Raw genomic sequence first — 16708 nt, 5'->3', positions numbered from 1 at the left:
GAGCGCTCCATCGCCCTCAAGTTATGACGCTCGGCTTGTTGCGCCCGGTGTGGCTCTTGATCCCGGCAATGTCGTCGGCCGCCGAAATCAGGTCGGCGAGCGCCTCCTGCGTGTCGAGGTCGTGCCTGGACTTGTCGGGCTCGTAGCGCTCGATATAGACGCGCAAGGTCGCGCCAGACGTACCGGTGCCCGAAAGCCGAAAGACCACGCGCGAGCCGCCTTCGAACAGCACCCTTATGCCCTGGTGCTCGCTGGTCGAGCCGTCAACCGGGTCGTGATAGGCGAAATCATCGGCATTGGCGATCTTCAGGCCGCGCACGCTGGTGCCCGGCAGCGAGCCGAGCTTGGCCCTGAGTTCGTTGACCAGCGCATTGGCCCGGTCGCTCTCAACCTCCTCATAATCGTGGCGCGAGTAGTAGTTGCGGCCATAGGTCTCCCAATGCTCGGTGACGATGTGCTTGCAGCTTTCGCCGCGCGCGGCGAGGATGTTGAGCCACAAGAGCACCGCCCACAGACCGTCCTTTTCGCGGACATGGTTCGAGCCGGTGCCGGCACTTTCCTCACCGCAGATCGTCGCCATGCCGGCGTCGAGCAGATTGCCGAAGAACTTCCAGCCGGTCGGCGTCTCGTAAATCCCGACACCTAGCTTGTGAGCGACGCGGTCGGCCGCGCCACTGGTCGGCATCGAACGGGCGATGCCTTTCAGCCCATCCTTGTAGCCCGGCGCCAGGCGGGCATTGGCGGCGAGCATGGCGACCGAATCCGAAGGGGTGACGAAAATGCCCTTGCCGATGATCAGGTTGCGGTCGCCGTCGCCATCGGAGGCGGCGCCGAAATCCGGCGCGTCCGGACCCATCATCTCGTCATAAAGGTGCTTGGCATGGACCAGGTTGGGGTCCGGGTGATGACCTCCGAAATCGGGCAGCGGCTTGAAATTGCGGCAGGTGCCGTTCGGTGCGCCGAGGCGGTGTTCGAGGATTTCCTTGGCGTAAGGCCCGGTCACCGCATGCATGGCGTCGAAGCGCATCCGGAAGCCCGACTTGAACAGTTTGCGCAGCGCGTCGAAATCGAACAGGCTCTCCATCAACTCGGCATAGTCGGTAACCGGATCGATGATCTCGACGGTCATGCCGGCAGCCTCGACTGCTCCGACCGTATCGATGTCGATCGGGTCGATGTCGGCGATCTTGAAGCTCGAAATCGTCTTGGTCTTGGCAAAGATGGCGTCGGTCAGCTTTTCCGGCGCCGGGCCGCCATTGCCGGCATTGTACTTGATGCCGAAGTCCTCGTGCGGGCCGCCGGGATTGTGGCTGGCCGAGAGGATGATGCCGCCGAAGGTCTTGTATTTGCGGATGACATGCGAGGCCGCCGGCGTCGACAGGATGCCGCCCTGCCCGACCATCACCTTGCCGAAGCCATTGGCGGCCGCCATGGCGATGGCCTTCTGAATGACCTCCCGGTTATAGAAACGGCCGTCGCCGCCGATCACCAGGGTCTTGCCCTTGAACCCGTCGAGCGCATCAAAAATCGACTGGATGAAGTTCTCGGCATAGTGCTCCTGCTGGAACACGGGCACCTTCTTGCGCAGGCCCGACGTGCCGGGCTTCTGGTCGGAATAGGGCTTGGTGGGAACGGTGCGTGTCATGGTTCAGGCAACCCTTTTCGAAAGCAGCAGGCGATAGAGTTCGACGTATTTTTCGGCGCTTCGATCCCACGACACATCGGTCTTCATGCCCTGGCGCTGGATGGTTTCGAAGATTGCGGGACTGGCGTGGGCGTCGGCCAGGCGTCGGATCGCGTGCAGCAGCGCGCCGCCATTGCTGGGGGCAAACTGAAAGCCGGTCGCCACGCCGGCGGCAAACGCTGCTTCATTGGCGTCAATGATGGTGTCGGCCAGGCCGCCGGTGCGGGCGACGATCGGCACGCAGCCATAGCGCAGGCCGTAAAGCTGCGTCAGCCCGCAAGGCTCGAAGCGCGACGGGATGACGATGGCGTCGCAGCCGCCCTGCATGGTGTGCGACAGCCCCTCGTCATAGCCGACGACCACGCCGATGCGGCCACGATGGCGTGCGGCCGCGGCCAGCAGCGCGCCTTCGAGGCCGGCGTCGCCCGAGCCAAGGATGGCCAGCCTTGCGCCTGTCGCGACGATGCCGTCGACCACCGTCGCCAATATGTCCATGCCCTTCTGCCAGGTCAGCCGGCTGACGACGCAGACAATGGGACTGCCGTCACGGTCAAGGCCGAAACGGTCCTCGACGGCGGCCCTGTTCGGCGCGCGGGCCTTCAACGTTTCTGCCGTATAGGTCGATACCAGATGCTTGTCGGTTGCCGGATCCCAGATGGAGGTGTCGATGCCGTTGACGATGCCGTGGAGATCGCTGGAACGCATGTTGATGAGACCGTCGAGCCCCATGCCGAATTCCGGTGAACGGATCTCCTGCGCATAGGTCGGGCTCACCGTGGTGATCGCCCAGGCGGCCTGCAGGCCAGCCTTGAGGAAGCCGACGCCGCCATAATATTCGACCCCGTCAAGCGCCATCGCCGCGGCCGGCAGGCCGAGCTCGCCGAAGATGCCAGCCCCGAACTGGCCCTGGAAGGCGAGATTGTGGACGGTCATCATCGATGGTGTGCCGACCGCCTTGCCATAGCGCATATAGGCTAGCGTCATCGCCGACTGCCAGTCATGGGCGTGCACGATGTCTGGCAGGTAGCCTGAGATGGCGCCCCCGGCGATATCGGCACCGGCCTGGCTCAGCGCCGCGAAGCGCCGCCAATTGTCCGGCCAGTCCGCGCCCGAGGCGTTGCCATAGGGGCCGCCGGGGCGGTCAAACAGATGCGGTGCGTCGAGCACGAACAAATCGAGCCCGGCGACCTGGACAGCATGGACCGCGGCCTTGCCGCCCTGCAGCAAGGGATACTGATAGACGGCCTTCTTTTTCTTGAAGGCGCCCATCACCACGGGAAAGCCAGGAACGAGCGTGCGCATGGTGACGCCCTTGGCCGCGAGCGCAATGGGCAGCGCGCCGGCTACGTCGGCAAGCCCGCCTGTCTTGATCAGCGGGAAGATTTCGGGCGTGACCGACAGAACCTGCATGCGCTTAACGATCCGCTTCCCATCCATGCCGCCCAAACCGTGTGCGGTTTGGACCACGACATGCACAACACCCTAAAGTGACAGCTTTTTGATCAACCTGTTCAGGTCGACAACTTGTTGATCAACCTGTTCAGGTTGACAACTTGTTGATCAACCTGTTCAGGTCGACAACTTGTTGATCATGTCCTGTGTGATCAGGCAGATACCCTTTTCCGAAACCCGGAAGCGCTTGGCATCGAGGACGGGATCCTCGCCGACCACCAGCCCTTCGGGTATCCTTACACCGTGGTCGATGACGACGCGCTTCAACTTTGCGTTCCGGCCGACATGAACGTCGGGCAGCATGACAACCTCTTCCAGCGTCGAATAGGAATTGATGCGCGCGCCGGTGAAGATCAGGCTTTTCTTCAGCGAAGCGCCCGAGACGATGCAATCGCCCGACACCAGCGACGAGATCGCGGAACCGCGCCTGCCGTCCTCGTCATGCACGAACTTTGCCGGCGGCTTCAGTTCGGCATAGGTCCAGATCGGCCAGTCGCGGTCGTAGAGGTCGAGTTCAGGCGTCACGTCGGTCAGGTCGATGTTGGCCTCCCAATAAGCGTCGACCGTGCCGACATCGCGCCAGTAGGCCTCGTTCTCAGCGGTCGAACGCACGCAGGACTTGGTGAAGCGGTGCGCGATCGCCTTACCGTGCGTGACGATATAGGGGATGATGTCCTTGCCGAAGTCGCGGCTGGAGCCCGGCTCGGCGGCGTCGCGGCGCAGTTGTTCCATCAGGAACTTGGTCTTGAAAACGTAGATGCCCATCGAGGCCAGGGCCAATTCCGGGTTACCCGGAATGCCGGGCGGGTCGGCGGGCTTTTCGACAAAGGCGATGATGTTGTCCTTGGCATCGACATGCATGACGCCGAAGCCGGTCGCCTCCATGCGCGGCACTTCGAGGCAGCCAACCGTGACATCGGCGCCGGCATCGACATGCTGGCGCAGCATCAACTCGTAATCCATCTTGTAGATGTGATCGCCGGCCAGAATAACCATGTATTCCGGGCCATAGGCCTCGATGATATCGATGTTCTGGTAGACGGCGTCCGCCGTCCCCTCATACCACTGCGTTTCCGACACACGCTGGCTGGCCGGCAGGATGTCGAAACTCTCGTTTCGTTCGGGCCGCAGGAAGTTCCAGCCCCGCTGCAGGTGGCGGATCAGCGAATGCGCCTTGTATTGGGTGGCGACGCCGAGGCGGCGGATGCCGGAGTTGAGCGCATTGGAGAGCGCGAAATCAATGATGCGCGTTTTGCCGCCGAAATAGACCGCAGGCTTGGCCCGTCGGTCGGTCAGTTCCTTGAGGCGGCTGCCGCGCCCGCCGGCCAACACGTAGGCCATGGCGTCGCGGGCCAGCGGCTGGGTTCTTTTCAAGTCTGCCATTTATACCCTCCCAAGTTACTCGTATCGATGCGCTAACCAGCCTTAACGAGTTCAGTCGGCAGCGAGTTCAAGCATGATCGTCGACAGCGGAGGCAAAAGCATTGTTGCCGAGATGCTCTTGCCCTCCGCCCTTGCCTCGACCATCCCGCCATTGCCCATGCCGGAGCCGCCATATTCGGAAGCGTCGGTGTTGATGATCTCGCGCCACTTGCCGGCCTTCGGCAGCGGCACACGATAATTGTCGCGCGGCACCGGTGTGAAATTGGAGATGACGGCGACGGGATTGCCGCCGGGAGCGCTGCGCACCCAGGCGAAAACCGAATTCTGGCTGTCGTCGACGATCAGCCAGGAAAACCCTTCCGGCTCGCAGTCGCGGCCATGCAGGGCCGGGCGTGAACGATAGAGATAGTTGAGGTCGCGCACCGTCTGCCAGACGCCGCGATGCGTGCGGAAATCGAGCAGGTCCCAATCAAGCGCGCGCGCTTCGCTCCATTCGCGTCGCTGCGCGAATTCCTGGCCCATGAACAGCAGCTTCTTGCCGGGATAACCCCACATGAAGCCGTAATAGGCACGCAAGGTCGCGAATTTCTGCCAGTCGTCGCCGGCCATCTTGCCCAGCAGCGTGCCTTTGCCGTGCACGACCTCGTCATGCGAGAGCGGCAGTACGAAATTCTCCGAGAAGGCGTAGGTCAGGCCGAAGGTCAGCTCGTTGTGGTGATGCTTGCGGAAAATCGGCTCCTTGGAAAAATACTCCAGCGTGTCGTGCATGAAGCCCATGTTCCATTTGAAGCCGAAGCCCAGCCCGCCTTCATGGACAGGCGCCGAGACCTTTGGCCATGACGTCGATTCCTCGGCGATGGTCATGACGCCCGGATGGTGGCCGTACACCTCCTTGTTCATCTTCTGCAGGAAGCTGACCGCCTCGAGGTTTTCGCGCCCACCCTTCTCATTGGGGATCCATTCGCCGGCCCTGCGCGAATAGTCGAGGTAGAGCATCGAGGCGACCGCGTCGACGCGAAGACCGTCGACATGGTATTTTTCGGCCCAGAACAGCGCGTTGTTGACCAGGAACGACACCACCTCGCGGCGGCCGAAATTGTAGATCGCGGTGTTCCAGTCCGGATGGAAGCCCTTGCGCGGGTCGGCATGCTCGTAGAGCGCGGTGCCGTCGAAATGGACCAGACCGTGCTCGTCGACAGGAAAATGCGCCGGCACCCAGTCGAGGATGACGCCGACGCCGGCACGGTGGGCGCCGTCGACAAAGCGGGCAAAGCCGTCCGGATCGCCGAAGCGGGCCGACGGCGCGTAGAGGCCGGTTGTCTGATAACCCCAGGACGGGTCATAGGGATGCTCGGAGATCGGCAGGAATTCGATATGGGTAAACCCGGTCTCGATTACATAGGGGATCAGCCGGTCGGCCAGCTCATCCCATGACAGGAAGGTGCCGTCATCGCCAAGCTGCCAGGACCCGGCGTGCACCTCGTAGATCGAGATGGCCTCGCGGCGAGGGTCGGCGTTGCGCCAGAAACCGCGATGAGCCTCGTCACCCCATGCATGCGCCGGCGGCACCGCGGTCACCGAGGCGGTTGCCGGGCGCAGCTCTGATTTGAAGGCGAACGGATCGGCCTTCAGCGGCAACCTCACGCCATCGGGACCGATAATTTCATATTTATAGGGCCGGCCGGCACCGATATCGGGAATGAACAGCTCCCAGATGCCGGTGTCGCGACGGTCGCGCATCGTGTGCTGGCGGCCGTCCCAGTCGTTGAAGTCACCGACCACCGAAACGCGCCTGGCATTCGGGGCCCACACAGCGAAATGCACGCCGGAAGCGCCTTCGTGCTCGATGACATGCGCGCCGAGCTTGTCGAACAGCCTGAGATGCGAACCCTCGGCGATGTAGTAATCGTCCATCGGCCCGAGTACCGGACCGAACGAATAGGGATCGGTCAGCCACCAGTCGCCGCCGGCATTGCGGGCGTGGTAGCGCAGCGGCTGGCGCTTCTTGATCGACAGCTTGCCTTCGAAGAAACCGGCCTCGTCGCGCCTGGTCAATTCGCCGGCCTCGATGCCACTCAGAGTATAGGCGGTAACAGACTGCGCGTGCGGAACGAAACAGCGTGCGAACAGGCTCTTGCCGGCCTCCTGGACACCGAGAACCGCAAAGGGGTTGCCGTGCGTACCGGCGACAATCGCCTCGACATCGCTGGCTGGCGCCAGTCCGTCCGGCCCGCTTGTCGCAGCGGTCGCGCGCGGCTTCCTCATCAGGCGGTCGCCCTCCCCGGGCACCAAGTGTTTGTTTTTGCGGCCATCGTTCGTGGCCTTATGCAATCATATCAGACGGGTACGTTCCAGATTTCTTTCGCATATTGGCGGATCGTGCGATCGGAGGAGAACCAGCCGACCCGCGCGACGTTGCGGATGGCGCGCGCGTACCATTCGGGGCTGTTGCGCCAGACGGCGTCCACCTCGCGCTGGCAGGCGGCATAGGCGTCGAAATCCGCCGCGACCATGAACCAGTCGCTGTCATAGAGGCCATTGATGAGGTCGCGGTAGCGATTGGGATCATCGGGCGAGAAGACGCCCGACGAAACGGCCGCAACCGCCTGCGCCAGTTCGGGGGATGCCTCGATGACGCCGCGCGGATTGTAGCCATTGTTGCGCCGCTCGGCGACTTCTTCGGTGGTGAGGCCGAAGATGAAGATGTTGTCGTCGCCAACATGCTCCTTGATCTCGACATTGGCGCCGTCGAGCGTGCCGATGGTCAGCGCGCCGTTCAGCGCGAACTTCATGTTGCCCGTGCCAGAGGCTTCCATGCCGGCGGTCGAGATTTGCTCCGAAAGATCGGCGGCTGGCATCAGCACCTCGGCCAGGCTGACATTGTAGTTCGGCACGAACACGACCTTTAGCAGCCCGCGCACCGAAGGGTCGCTGTTGATCACTTTGGCGACGTCGTTGGCCAGTTTGATGATCAGCTTGGCGTTGTGGTAGCTGGGCGCGGCCTTGCCGCCGAAGAATTTCACGCGTGGCATCCAGTCGCGTTCGGGATGCGAACGGATCTGGTCATAGAGCGCGATCGCTTCGAGGATATTGAGCAGCTGGCGTTTGTATTCGTGGATACGCTTGACCTGAATGTCGAAGAGCGCCGAAGGATCGAGCTTGATGCCGAGGCGATCGGCGACCAGATTGGCAAGCCTCACCTTGTTCTGGCGTTTCACGGCGGCGAATTTTTCGCGAAAGGCGGTGTCGTCGGCGAGAGGATCGAGCCCCTTGATCGCTTCGATGTCATCCATGAAGCGGTCGCCGATCGCCTCGCGGGCAAGCGCGGTGAGGCCTGGATTGCACTGGATGAGCCAGCGCCGCGGCGTGATGCCGTTGGTCTTGTTGTTGATGCGATCGGGATAAAGTTTGTGGAGGTCGGCGAAGACCGTCTCCTTCATCAACTCGGTGTGCAGCGCCGACACGCCGTTGATCGAATGCGAGCCGACGAAGGCCAAATTGCCCATGCGCACCCGGCGGTCGCCATTCTCCTGGATAAGCGAGATACGGCTGATCTGCTCGTCCGAGAACTGATCGGTGGCGCGGGCTTCGAGCAGCACCTGCGCGTTGATGGCGTAGACGATCTGCATGTGGCGCGGCAAAAGCCGCTCGAACAGCGGCACCGGCCAGCTTTCCAGTGCCTCTGGCAACAGCGTGTGGTTGGTGTAGCCGAAGGTGCGCTTGGTGACATCCCAGGCGAGATCGAAATCCATGCCATGGACATCCATCAAGAGCCGCATCAGCTCGGGCACGGCGATCGCCGGATGGGTGTCGTTGAGGTGGATCGCCGCTTTGTCGGGCAGAGACTTGAGATCGCCATATTGGCTGAGATGGCGCTGCAGGATGTCCTGCAGCGAAGCGGTGGAGAAGAAGTATTCCTGGCGAAGCCTGAGCTCCTGCCCGGCCATGTGGGAATCGGCTGGATAGAGCACCCGCGACAGCGCATCGGCCTTGTTGCTTTCGGCCAGCGCCCCTATGTGGTCGCCGGCGTTGAACTTGTCGAGCCGGATCGGGTCGATCGGCATGCCGGACCACAGGCGCAGCGTGTTGACGCGCTTGGCCCGCCAGCCAGCCACGGGCGTGTCATAGGCGACCGCAAGCACATGCTCCCTCGGCTTCCAGACATGGCGTTCGAGGCGGCCGTCCTTCGAGGTGATCGATTCGACCGAACCACCGAAACCGACTTCGAAGGAGCGCTCGCGCCGCTCGAATTCCCAGGGGTTGCCGTGGTCAAGCCAGGTCTCGGGTAACTCGACCTGCCAGCCATCGTGGATTTCCTGGCGGAACATGCCGTTGGCATAGCGGATGCCGTAGCCATGCGCGGGGATGTCGACGGTGGCCATGCTTTCCATGAAGCAGGCGGCGAGCCGGCCAAGGCCGCCATTGCCGAGGGCCGCGTCCGGTTCCAGCGCCGCGATCAGGTCGAGATCGACGCCGAGCGACGACAGCGCCTCACGCATGTTCTCCATCAGGCCGAGATTGGAAAAGGCGTCGCGCATCAGACGCCCAATCAGGAATTCGAGCGACAGGTAGTAAACGCGCTTTTCCTGTTGGTCGTAAGCTTCCTTGGTCGCCTGCATCCAATGGTCGACGACGCGGTCGCGCACGACCTTGATCGTGGCGGTCAGCCAGTCGTACTGGGTCGCGACGGTGGTGTCCTTGCCGACCCGGTACTTGAGCGACATCAAGACTTCTTCAGCAAGCGTCTTGGGATCGGGATTGTCGAGAGCGGGGGCTTCGATCGTCATGGCGGATGTCATATCGCCTCTCGTTCGGTTTGGCCTGATCATACCGGCTTTCGCCGTTTCTCCCAGCCCATCCTAGTGCATTGCAACATGTTTTCAATCGATTTAGAGAACGCCCCCGTCTGCTTACCCCGCGGCAAGTTGGCAGTCAGGCCGCCAAAGCCGCCTCCGGGGGTGCTTTTGCCCCGGTCATGAAGGCAACGGCGTCGGACATGGTATATTGCTTGGGGTCGATGACGCACAGTCGACGGCCCAGACGGTGGATGTGGATGCGGTCCGCCACCTCGAAGACGTGCGGCATGTTGTGCGAGATAAGCACGATCGGCAGGCCGCGCTTCTTCACGTCGAGGATCAGTTCGAGCACGCGGCGGCTCTCCTTGACACCGAGCGCCGCCGTCGGCTCGTCCATGATGACCATCTTCGACCCGAAGGCGGCGGCGCGGGCCACCGCCACGCCCTGGCGTTGGCCGCCCGACAGGGTCTCCACCGCCTGGCTGATATTCTGGATGGTCATCAAGCCGAGTTCGGTGAGCTTGTCGCGGGCACGCTTTTCCATTGCCGGACGGTCCAGCATGCGAAGCCACTGGCCGACGAAGCCGGGTTTGCGGATCTCGCGGCCAAGGAACATGTTGTCGGCGATCGACAGCGCCGGCGACAAGGCCAGGTTCTGGTATACGGTTTCGATGCCGGCTTCGCGAGCTTCCATCGGCGACTTGAAGGACACGGGTTTGCCTTCAAGCCGGATTTCGCCTTCGTCCGGCACGGCCGCGCCGGAAATCGCCTTGATGAGCGACGACTTGCCGGCGCCGTTGTCGCCGATGACGGCGAGGATTTCGCCGGGGTAAAGGTCGAAATCGGCATTGTCGAGAGCGGTGACGCGGCCATAGCGCTTGACCAGACCGCGTGCGGTGAGGATGGGTTCCTGGGTCATGCCGAAACCTTTCTGATCCATTGGTCGATGGCGACGGCGCCGATGATCAGCACGCCGGTGAGCAGTACTTTCCATTGCGGATCGGCGCCCAGCATATTGAGCCCCATCGAGACGACGCCGACGATCATCGCGCCGAACAGCGTGCCGAGGATGGAGCCGCGGCCGCCGAAGAGAGAAATACCGCCGATCACCGTCGCGGTGATCGCCTGCAGATTGTAGTCGGTCACAGCGGCGGACGGCGAGATCGAGCCGTTGCGGCCGATGGAGACCCAGGCCGCGAAAGCGGCGATCAGCCCGGCAAGGGTGTAGACCGTCATCAGCACCTTCTTGGTCTGGATACCCGACAGCTTCGCCGCCTCCTGGTCGTCGCCGACGGCGTAGACATGACGGCCCCATGCCGTATGGTTGAGCACGTACCAAAGAACCATCACGAGCACGACCGTGGCGATGACGCCGAGCGTCAGCACCGCCGTGCCGACCTTGAAGCTCAGGGCAAACAGGTGCAGCAGCGGTGCCTGGTTGTCGACGTCGGTGTCGCGGATCGTCTCATTGGCCGAATAGATGAAGTTCGTGGCCATGACGATGTTCCAGGTGCCAAGCGTCACGATGAAGGGCGGCAGCTTCATATAGGCGACCAGCAGCCCGTTCAGCAGCCCGCAAGCCGCACCGGCGGCAAGCCCGATCGCCACGGCGAGCACGCTCGGCATGCCGTAGCTGACCGCGCAATTGCCCATGATCACCGCCGAAATCACCATGATCACCCCTATCGAAAGGTCGATGCCGGCGGTCAGGATGACCAGTGTCTGCGCGGCCCCGAGAATGCCGACGATGGCAATCTGCTGCAGGATCAGCGTCAGCGTGTAGGACGAGAAGAACCGCCCTCCGATAGTGATGCCGAAGATGACGATCGACAGAAGCAGCACGATCAGCGGCACCGCCGCGGGCGTCGAATGCAGAAAATGCTGGATGCGCTTGACGGCTGATTTGTGCTCGTCAAAAGCGGCTACACTTGTATCGCTGGCCGAGAGAACCTTCTCGAATTCCTGAGCTTGAGCCATGTTTTCTCCCCGTAGGGCTTCAGCCACGCGCTGACGCCGTCCACGCCTCCGGTCTGTCGCCGGGATTATCTGCGTTTACAGTGATGCATCGTCCACCCGATGCGGCCGGGGATCAAGTCCCCCGGCCGCGTCGGTTCCGTTGCCGGTCAGGCCAGTATCAGCCCCAGCACTTGGCGAGGCCTTCCTTGGTGTCGATGGACTTGACGCCCGTCGCCGGCTTGTCGGTGACGAGGTTGACGCCGGTGTCGAAGAAGTTCTTGCCCTCGGTCGGCTTCGGCTTGGTGCCGTCCTTGGCGAAAGCGGCGATCGCCTCGATGCCGAGTGCGGCCATCTGCAGCGGATATTGCTGCGAGGTGGCGCCGATCACGCCTTCGGCGACCGACTTCACACCGGGGCAACCACCGTCGACCGAGACGATCAGCACCTGGCTTTCGAGGCCGACAGCCTTGAGCGCCTGATAGGCGCCGACCGCGGCCGGCTCGTTGATAGTGTGGATGACGGTAATGGTGTTGTCCTTTTGCAGAAGGTTTTCCATCGCCTTGCGGCCGCCTTCCTCGTTACCGTTCGTCACATCATGGCCGACGATGCGCGGATCGGTCTCATCGCCGATCTTGTTGGGGTCCTTCACGTCGATGCCGTAGCCCATCATGAAGCCCTGGTCGCGCAGAACGTCCACCGTCGGCTGCGAGGGTGTCAGGTCGAGGAAGCCGATCTTGGCGTCCTTTGCCTTGTCGCCTAGCGTGGCGGCCGCCCAGGCGCCGATCAGCTTGCCGGCCTCCAGATTGTCGGTGGCGAAGGTCGCGTCGGCGGCGTCGATCGGATCGAGCGGCGTGTCCAGCGCAATCACCAGTAGGCCCGCATCGCGCGCCTTCTTCACCGTCGGCACGATGCCCTTGGTGTCGGACGCGGTTATCAAAATGCCCTTGGCGCCGTCGGCGATGCAGCTTTCGATCGCCGCCACCTGGCTCTCGCTGTCACCGTCGATCTTGCCCGCATAGGTCTTGAGATCGACTCCAAGTTCCTTGGCCTTGGCGGTCGCGCCCTCCTTCATCTTGACGAAGAACGGATTGGTGTCGGTCTTGGTGATCAGGCAGGCGCCGACGCCGGCGGCGGACGCAGACGAAGCGAACGCCATCAGACCCAGCGCGGCCGCCGCGAAAACGGTGGACTTCAACAGTTTTGTATTGGTCACGATTTCCTCCCAGTGGAACATTTTCGAATGCCGGCCAACCGGCACCCGCACGGCATCCAGGCGACTTCTCCCAGCGCGGATGCCCCCTCAAGGAACACCACGCCAGGGCATCTGTCAATAATTAAATCACTCTTATTTATTATTGACAGCATTGCGTCGTTCACTCATTCTGACCCAAAAGCATTGTGGGGAAACGACGGGAGGAACAGGGTGGAGACGGCCACTGCGAGGCATGGTTCGCCCGAAGCGAACGAGAGCCTCATTCACCGCGGCACCAACCAGAGCGGCATGCGCGACCACAACGAGCGCCTGGTGCTTTCGCTGGTGCGCCAGCACGGCAGTCTGGCGAAGTCCGACATTGCCCGCATGACCGGACTTTCGGCGCAGACGGTCTCGGTCATCATGCGCGAGTTGGAGGAAGAAAGCCTGCTCGTGCGCCAAGCGCCGTTGCGCGGCAAGATCGGCCAGCCCTCGATCCCCATGGCGCTCAACCCCGAAGGCGCCTTCTTCATCGGCCTCAAGATCGGCCGCCGCAGCGCCGAACTCGTGCTGATCGATTTCCTCGGACAGGTGCGCGCGATGCTGCAGCATTCCTACCGCTACCCTGCCCCACGCGAGACGGTCGAGTTCGTCACTTCAGGCATGAAGACGATGCGTGGCGAGCTGACGCCGGCACAGGACAAGCGCATCGCCGGACTTGGCATCGCCATGCCGTTCGAGCTCTGGAACTGGGCCGACACCGCCGGCGCCCCGCGCGACGTGATGGACGAATGGCGCCATCGTGACATCAGGACCGACATCCAGGCGCAGTGCGACTTTCCGGTCTATCTGCAGAACGATGCCACCTCTGCCTGCGGCGCCGAACTGGTCTTTGGCCAGACGGGCGCGGCGCGGGATTTCGTCTATTTCTACATCGGCGCCTTTGCCGGCGGCGGCATCGTGCTCAACGGCCGGCTGTTTGGCGGGCCGACCGGCAATGCCGGCGCACTCGGCTCCATGCCTGTGCCGGGGCCGGATGGAAAACCGACCCAGCTGATCGACGTGGCCTCGATCGCCATGCTCGAAAAAAAACTCAATGCGCGTGGCGTCGAGGCATCCTATCTGTGGACCTCACCCGAGGATTGGGGGGAGATCGGCGCCGCGCTCGACGAGTGGATCGCCAGCGCCTCGCAGGCGCTCGCTTACGCCATCGTGGCAGCGTCCTCGGTCATCGATTTCGAAGCCGCGGTGATCGACGGCTGGATGCCGAAGGCCGTGCGCCAGAGGCTGGTCGAGGCGGTCGTGACGGCAATCGGCGCCATCGACGGCGAAGGGCTGAAACTCCCGGCCGTCCGCGAGGGAAGCGTGGGTATCCATGCCCGGGCGCTCGGGGGCGCCAGCCTGCCGCTTTCCGAACGCTTCCTGATCGGTTCGACGACGATCTCCAGGGGCGCGTGAAATGCTGATCGGGATTCCGGCGCTGCTTGGTCCGGAGCTTCTGGCGACGTTGCGCGCCATGGGCCATGGTGACGAGATTGCCCTGGTCGACGGGAACTATCCGGCACAGGAGCAGGCAAGGCGCCTCATCAGGACCGATGGCCATGCCCTCATGCCCGTACTCGACGCGATACTGACGCTGCTTCCGGTCGACGATGTCGTGCCGGAGGCGCTGTTTCGCGCCTCGGTGAAAGGCGATCCGTCGCGTGCCGACCCTGTCCATCGTGAAATGGAGGCGATCTGCGCCAAACGCGCGCCGGGCCGCAAGGTGGTTGCGCTGGCCGGCGCCGACTTCTATGCACGGGTCAAATCGGCGCATGCCATCGTCGCGACAAGCGAGCCGCGGCTTTACGCCAACATCATCATCCGCAAGGGCGTGATCTATCCGCCGGAGACCGAGAAGCCATGATCCTCTGCTGCGGTGAAGCCTTGATCGACATGCTGCCGCGCACCACCACGGAGAATGAGCCGGCTTTTGCCCCCTATGTCGGCGGCGCTGTCTTCAACACAGCGATAGCGCTCGGCCGCTTGGGCGCGCCGGCCGGCTTCTTCTCGGGCCTGTCGTCGGACCTGTTCGGCGGTCAATTCAGGGACGCGTTGGGGGCGAGCAAGGTCAGTTCCACCTACGCACACACCTCGCCCCGACCGACGACCCTGGCGTTCGTGCGGCTGAACAATGGCCAGGCGACCTACACCTTCTATGACGAGAACACGGCCGGGCGCATGCTGACCATCGAAGACCTGCCGCAACTCGGCAGCGAGATCGAGGCGATGCTGTTCGGCGCCATCAGCCTGATCTCGGAGCCGGCTGGGTCGGCCTATGAGGAATTCATGCAGCGCGAGCATGGGGCCCGCGTGATGATGCTCGATCCCAACATCCGGCCGAACTTCATTCCCGACAAGGCCAAGCACCTCAGGCGCATCCGGGAGATGATGGCGATGGCCGACATCGTCAAACTGTCGGACGAAGACCTCGACTGGTTCGGCGAAGCCGGCTCGCACGAGGATGTCGTGCGCAATTGGCTCGACCGCGGCCCGAAGCTGATCGTCGTCACGCATGGCAGCGAGGGTGCCGTTGGCTACAGCAAACAGCATCGTGTCACCGTCATGCCAGACACAGTGAAGGTGGTGGACACCGTCGGCGCCGGAGACACGTTCAACGCCGGCATCCTTGCCTCCCTGCATGAGCAAGGCCTGTTGACGAAGGCGGCGATTTCCAGCCTGTCCGAGGACGCTATTCGCAAAGCATTGGCGCTCGGCGCCAAGGCGGCGGCAGTGACGGTATCACGAGCCGGCGCCAATCCCCCCTGGCGGCACGAGATCGGCTGATCGGCTCTCCTGCGCGATCACTTTATGTTTCCAGGCGCCGGAAAACCTCGATAAGAATGAGCTGAATTGTACCGCCAACCCCGGATTCCCGGCTTTGTGGGACAATATGCCGGCAAAATGTGGTAACGGGCTGCGACACTTGCACCAAGTCCCCGATCCGCAGCCGGCTTTTTCAGCCGCGCCAAGTCTGGTACCAGCGGGCCGGTTATTGGCAGGTATTGAGGCCGACATGCAATTCATCGATCTTGGCGCGCAGCGCGAACGAATCCGCGACCGGCTGAAAGCCGCGATCGATCACGTGGTCGAGGATGGCCGCTACATCCTTGGTCCCCAGGTCGCTGAATTCGAGAAGAAGCTCGCCGCCTATGTCGGGGTAAAGCACGTGATTGCCTGCGCCAACGGCACCGACGCACTGCTTTTGCCGCTGTTCGCCGCTGGCATCGGCCCGGGTGACGCGGTGTTCGTGCCGAGCTTCACCTTCGCCGCCACGGCGGAAGTGGTGGCGCTGGCCAAGGCCGAGCCGGTTTTCGTCGATGTCGATCCGACAACCTACAACATCGACATAGCCAGCCTCGAGGCGGCGATCGCGGCCATCAAGAAGGAAGGTCGATTGAAGCCGAAGGCGATCATCCCTGTCGACCTGTTCGGTCTTGCCGCCGACTATGAGGCGCTCATGACTATTGCCAATCGCGAAGACTTATTGGTGATCGAGGACGCAGCCCAGTCCATGGGTGGCTCGCTGGAAGGCAGGATGTGCGGCGCGTTCGGCCATGTCGGCTCGACCAGCTTCTATCCGGCCAAGCCGCTCGGCTGCTATGGCGACGGCGGCGCGATGTTCACCAATGATGACGCTCTGGCCGACGCGCTCAGATCGTTCGCCTTCCACGGCAAGGGCGAGACGCAGTACGACAACATCCGCGTCGGCATCAATTCACGGCTCGATACGATGCAGGCGGCGATCCTGCTCGAGAAGCTCGCCATCCTCGAGGAAGAGATGGTGGCGCGGCAGGTGGTGGCCCAACGCTACGCTGAAGGTCTCGGCGACATCGTCACCGCAGCCCGCAACCTGGATGGCAGCCGCTCGGCCTGGGCGCAATACGCGATCGAGACGCCGAAACGCGACGGGCTTAAAGCGCATTTGAGCGAAAAGGGCATTCCGTCCGTCATCTACTACGTCAAGCCGCTGCATGAGCAGATCGCCTATCGCGACTACCCGCGCACGCCGACTGGTCTTGCCGTTTCGGAGGACCTGCCGAAACGCATCCTGTGCCTGCCGATGCACCCCTATCTCGGCGAGGCCGACCAGGACCGGATCATCGAAACGATCCGCAATTATATCGGCTCGAACTCGGCGCAGGCCGCGGCCGAATAGGCGTCGGGCACGGGATAGCTGACCAACACCTCCTTGGCATAGGGCGC

At 62.8% G+C, this 16708-nt stretch carries 12 protein-coding genes; 4 read left to right on the top strand and 8 right to left on the bottom strand.

Annotation, left to right across the window (positions count from 1 at the left end):
* Positions 1 to 16: 16 nt before the first annotated feature.
* From X742_RS159245 to X742_RS159280, 8 genes are all read right to left on the bottom strand, one after another.
* Positions 17 to 1645: an alpha-D-glucose phosphate-specific phosphoglucomutase gene (locus X742_RS159245; protein ID WP_023771517.1), complete on the bottom strand. Its 1629-nt coding sequence runs from the start codon at positions 1643 to 1645 to the stop codon at positions 17 to 19.
* A 3-nt stretch (positions 1646 to 1648) separates the two neighbouring features.
* Positions 1649 to 3094, bottom strand: a complete 1446-nt coding sequence (glgA, locus tag X742_RS159250; RefSeq protein WP_023771516.1) for a glycogen synthase GlgA — start codon at positions 3092 to 3094, stop codon at positions 1649 to 1651.
* 159 nt (positions 3095 to 3253) lie between these two features.
* Positions 3254 to 4519, bottom strand: coding sequence for a glucose-1-phosphate adenylyltransferase (glgC, locus tag X742_RS159255; protein ID WP_023771515.1), 1266 nt, complete (start codon positions 4517 to 4519; stop codon positions 3254 to 3256).
* 51 nt (positions 4520 to 4570) lie between these two features.
* On the bottom strand, positions 4571 to 6784 hold the full coding sequence (glgB, locus tag X742_RS159260; RefSeq protein ID WP_023771514.1) for a 1,4-alpha-glucan branching protein GlgB: 2214 nt from the start codon (positions 6782 to 6784) through the stop codon (positions 4571 to 4573).
* A 71-nt stretch (positions 6785 to 6855) separates the two neighbouring features.
* The gene (locus tag X742_RS159265) at positions 6856 to 9318 is read right to left on the bottom strand and encodes a glycogen/starch/alpha-glucan phosphorylase (protein ID WP_023771513.1); all 2463 of its coding nucleotides are present in this window, start codon (positions 9316 to 9318) and stop codon (positions 6856 to 6858) included.
* A 133-nt stretch (positions 9319 to 9451) separates the two neighbouring features.
* The gene (locus tag X742_RS159270; protein ID WP_023771512.1) at positions 9452 to 10234 is read right to left on the bottom strand and encodes an ATP-binding cassette domain-containing protein; all 783 of its coding nucleotides are present in this window, start codon (positions 10232 to 10234) and stop codon (positions 9452 to 9454) included.
* The gene (locus X742_RS159275) at positions 10231 to 11292 is read right to left on the bottom strand and encodes an ABC transporter permease (protein WP_023771511.1); all 1062 of its coding nucleotides are present in this window, start codon (positions 11290 to 11292) and stop codon (positions 10231 to 10233) included. Before X742_RS159275 ends, X742_RS159270 begins: the two co-directional genes overlap by 4 nt.
* 157 nt (positions 11293 to 11449) lie before the next feature.
* Positions 11450 to 12466 carry a sugar ABC transporter substrate-binding protein gene (locus X742_RS159280; RefSeq protein ID WP_023771510.1) on the bottom strand — a complete coding sequence of 339 codons (1017 nt, stop codon included), beginning with the start codon at positions 12464 to 12466 and terminating at the stop codon, positions 11450 to 11452.
* A 228-nt stretch (positions 12467 to 12694) separates the two neighbouring features.
* Between X742_RS159280 and X742_RS159285 the strand changes: the two genes are divergently transcribed.
* From X742_RS159285 to X742_RS159300, 4 genes are all read left to right on the top strand, one after another.
* Positions 12695 to 13921, top strand: coding sequence for an ROK family transcriptional regulator (locus X742_RS159285; protein WP_023771509.1), 1227 nt, complete (start codon positions 12695 to 12697; stop codon positions 13919 to 13921).
* A 1-nt stretch (position 13922) separates the two neighbouring features.
* Complete coding sequence (locus tag X742_RS159290; RefSeq protein ID WP_023771508.1) at positions 13923 to 14369, top strand: RbsD/FucU domain-containing protein; 447 nt, start codon at positions 13923 to 13925, stop codon at positions 14367 to 14369.
* Entirely contained in the window at positions 14366 to 15289 is a 924-nt protein-coding gene (locus X742_RS159295) for a carbohydrate kinase (RefSeq protein WP_023771507.1), read from the top strand. Before X742_RS159290 ends, X742_RS159295 begins: the two co-directional genes overlap by 4 nt.
* A gap of 229 nt (positions 15290 to 15518) precedes the next feature.
* Positions 15519 to 16661: a DegT/DnrJ/EryC1/StrS aminotransferase family protein gene (locus tag X742_RS159300; RefSeq protein WP_023771506.1), complete on the top strand. Its 1143-nt coding sequence runs from the start codon at positions 15519 to 15521 to the stop codon at positions 16659 to 16661.
* The last annotated feature ends 47 nt before the right edge of the window (positions 16662 to 16708 follow it).

It is taken from the genome of Mesorhizobium sp. LNHC229A00 (assembly GCF_000502415.1).
GTDB lineage: Bacteria > Pseudomonadota > Alphaproteobacteria > Rhizobiales > Rhizobiaceae > Mesorhizobium.
The sequence above is the reverse complement of the archived record's forward strand: the minus strand, read 5'-3'. Positions and strand labels throughout refer to the sequence as shown.

What these genes read in the sequence shown, in the direction of transcription:
- X742_RS159245 (WP_023771517.1), bottom strand. Translation starts at nt 1,645, where the DNA reads ATGACACGCACCGTTCCCACCAAGCCCTATTCCGACCAGAAGCCCGGC.
- glgA (WP_023771516.1), bottom strand. Translation starts at nt 3,094, where the DNA reads ATGCAGGTTCTGTCGGTCACGCCCGAAATCTTCCCGCTGATCAAGACA.
- glgC (WP_023771515.1), bottom strand. Translation starts at nt 4,519, where the DNA reads ATGGCAGACTTGAAAAGAACCCAGCCGCTGGCCCGCGACGCCATGGCC.
- glgB (WP_023771514.1), bottom strand. Translation starts at nt 6,784, where the DNA reads ATGAGGAAGCCGCGCGCGACCGCTGCGACAAGCGGGCCGGACGGACTG.
- X742_RS159265 (WP_023771513.1), bottom strand. Translation starts at nt 9,318, where the DNA reads ATGACATCCGCCATGACGATCGAAGCCCCCGCTCTCGACAATCCCGAT.
- X742_RS159270 (WP_023771512.1), bottom strand. Translation starts at nt 10,234, where the DNA reads ATGACCCAGGAACCCATCCTCACCGCACGCGGTCTGGTCAAGCGCTAT.
- X742_RS159275 (WP_023771511.1), bottom strand. Translation starts at nt 11,292, where the DNA reads ATGGCTCAAGCTCAGGAATTCGAGAAGGTTCTCTCGGCCAGCGATACA.
- X742_RS159290 (WP_023771508.1), top strand. Translation starts at nt 13,923, where the DNA reads ATGCTGATCGGGATTCCGGCGCTGCTTGGTCCGGAGCTTCTGGCGACG.
- X742_RS159295 (WP_023771507.1), top strand. Translation starts at nt 14,366, where the DNA reads ATGATCCTCTGCTGCGGTGAAGCCTTGATCGACATGCTGCCGCGCACC.
- X742_RS159300 (WP_023771506.1), top strand. Translation starts at nt 15,519, where the DNA reads ATGCAATTCATCGATCTTGGCGCGCAGCGCGAACGAATCCGCGACCGG.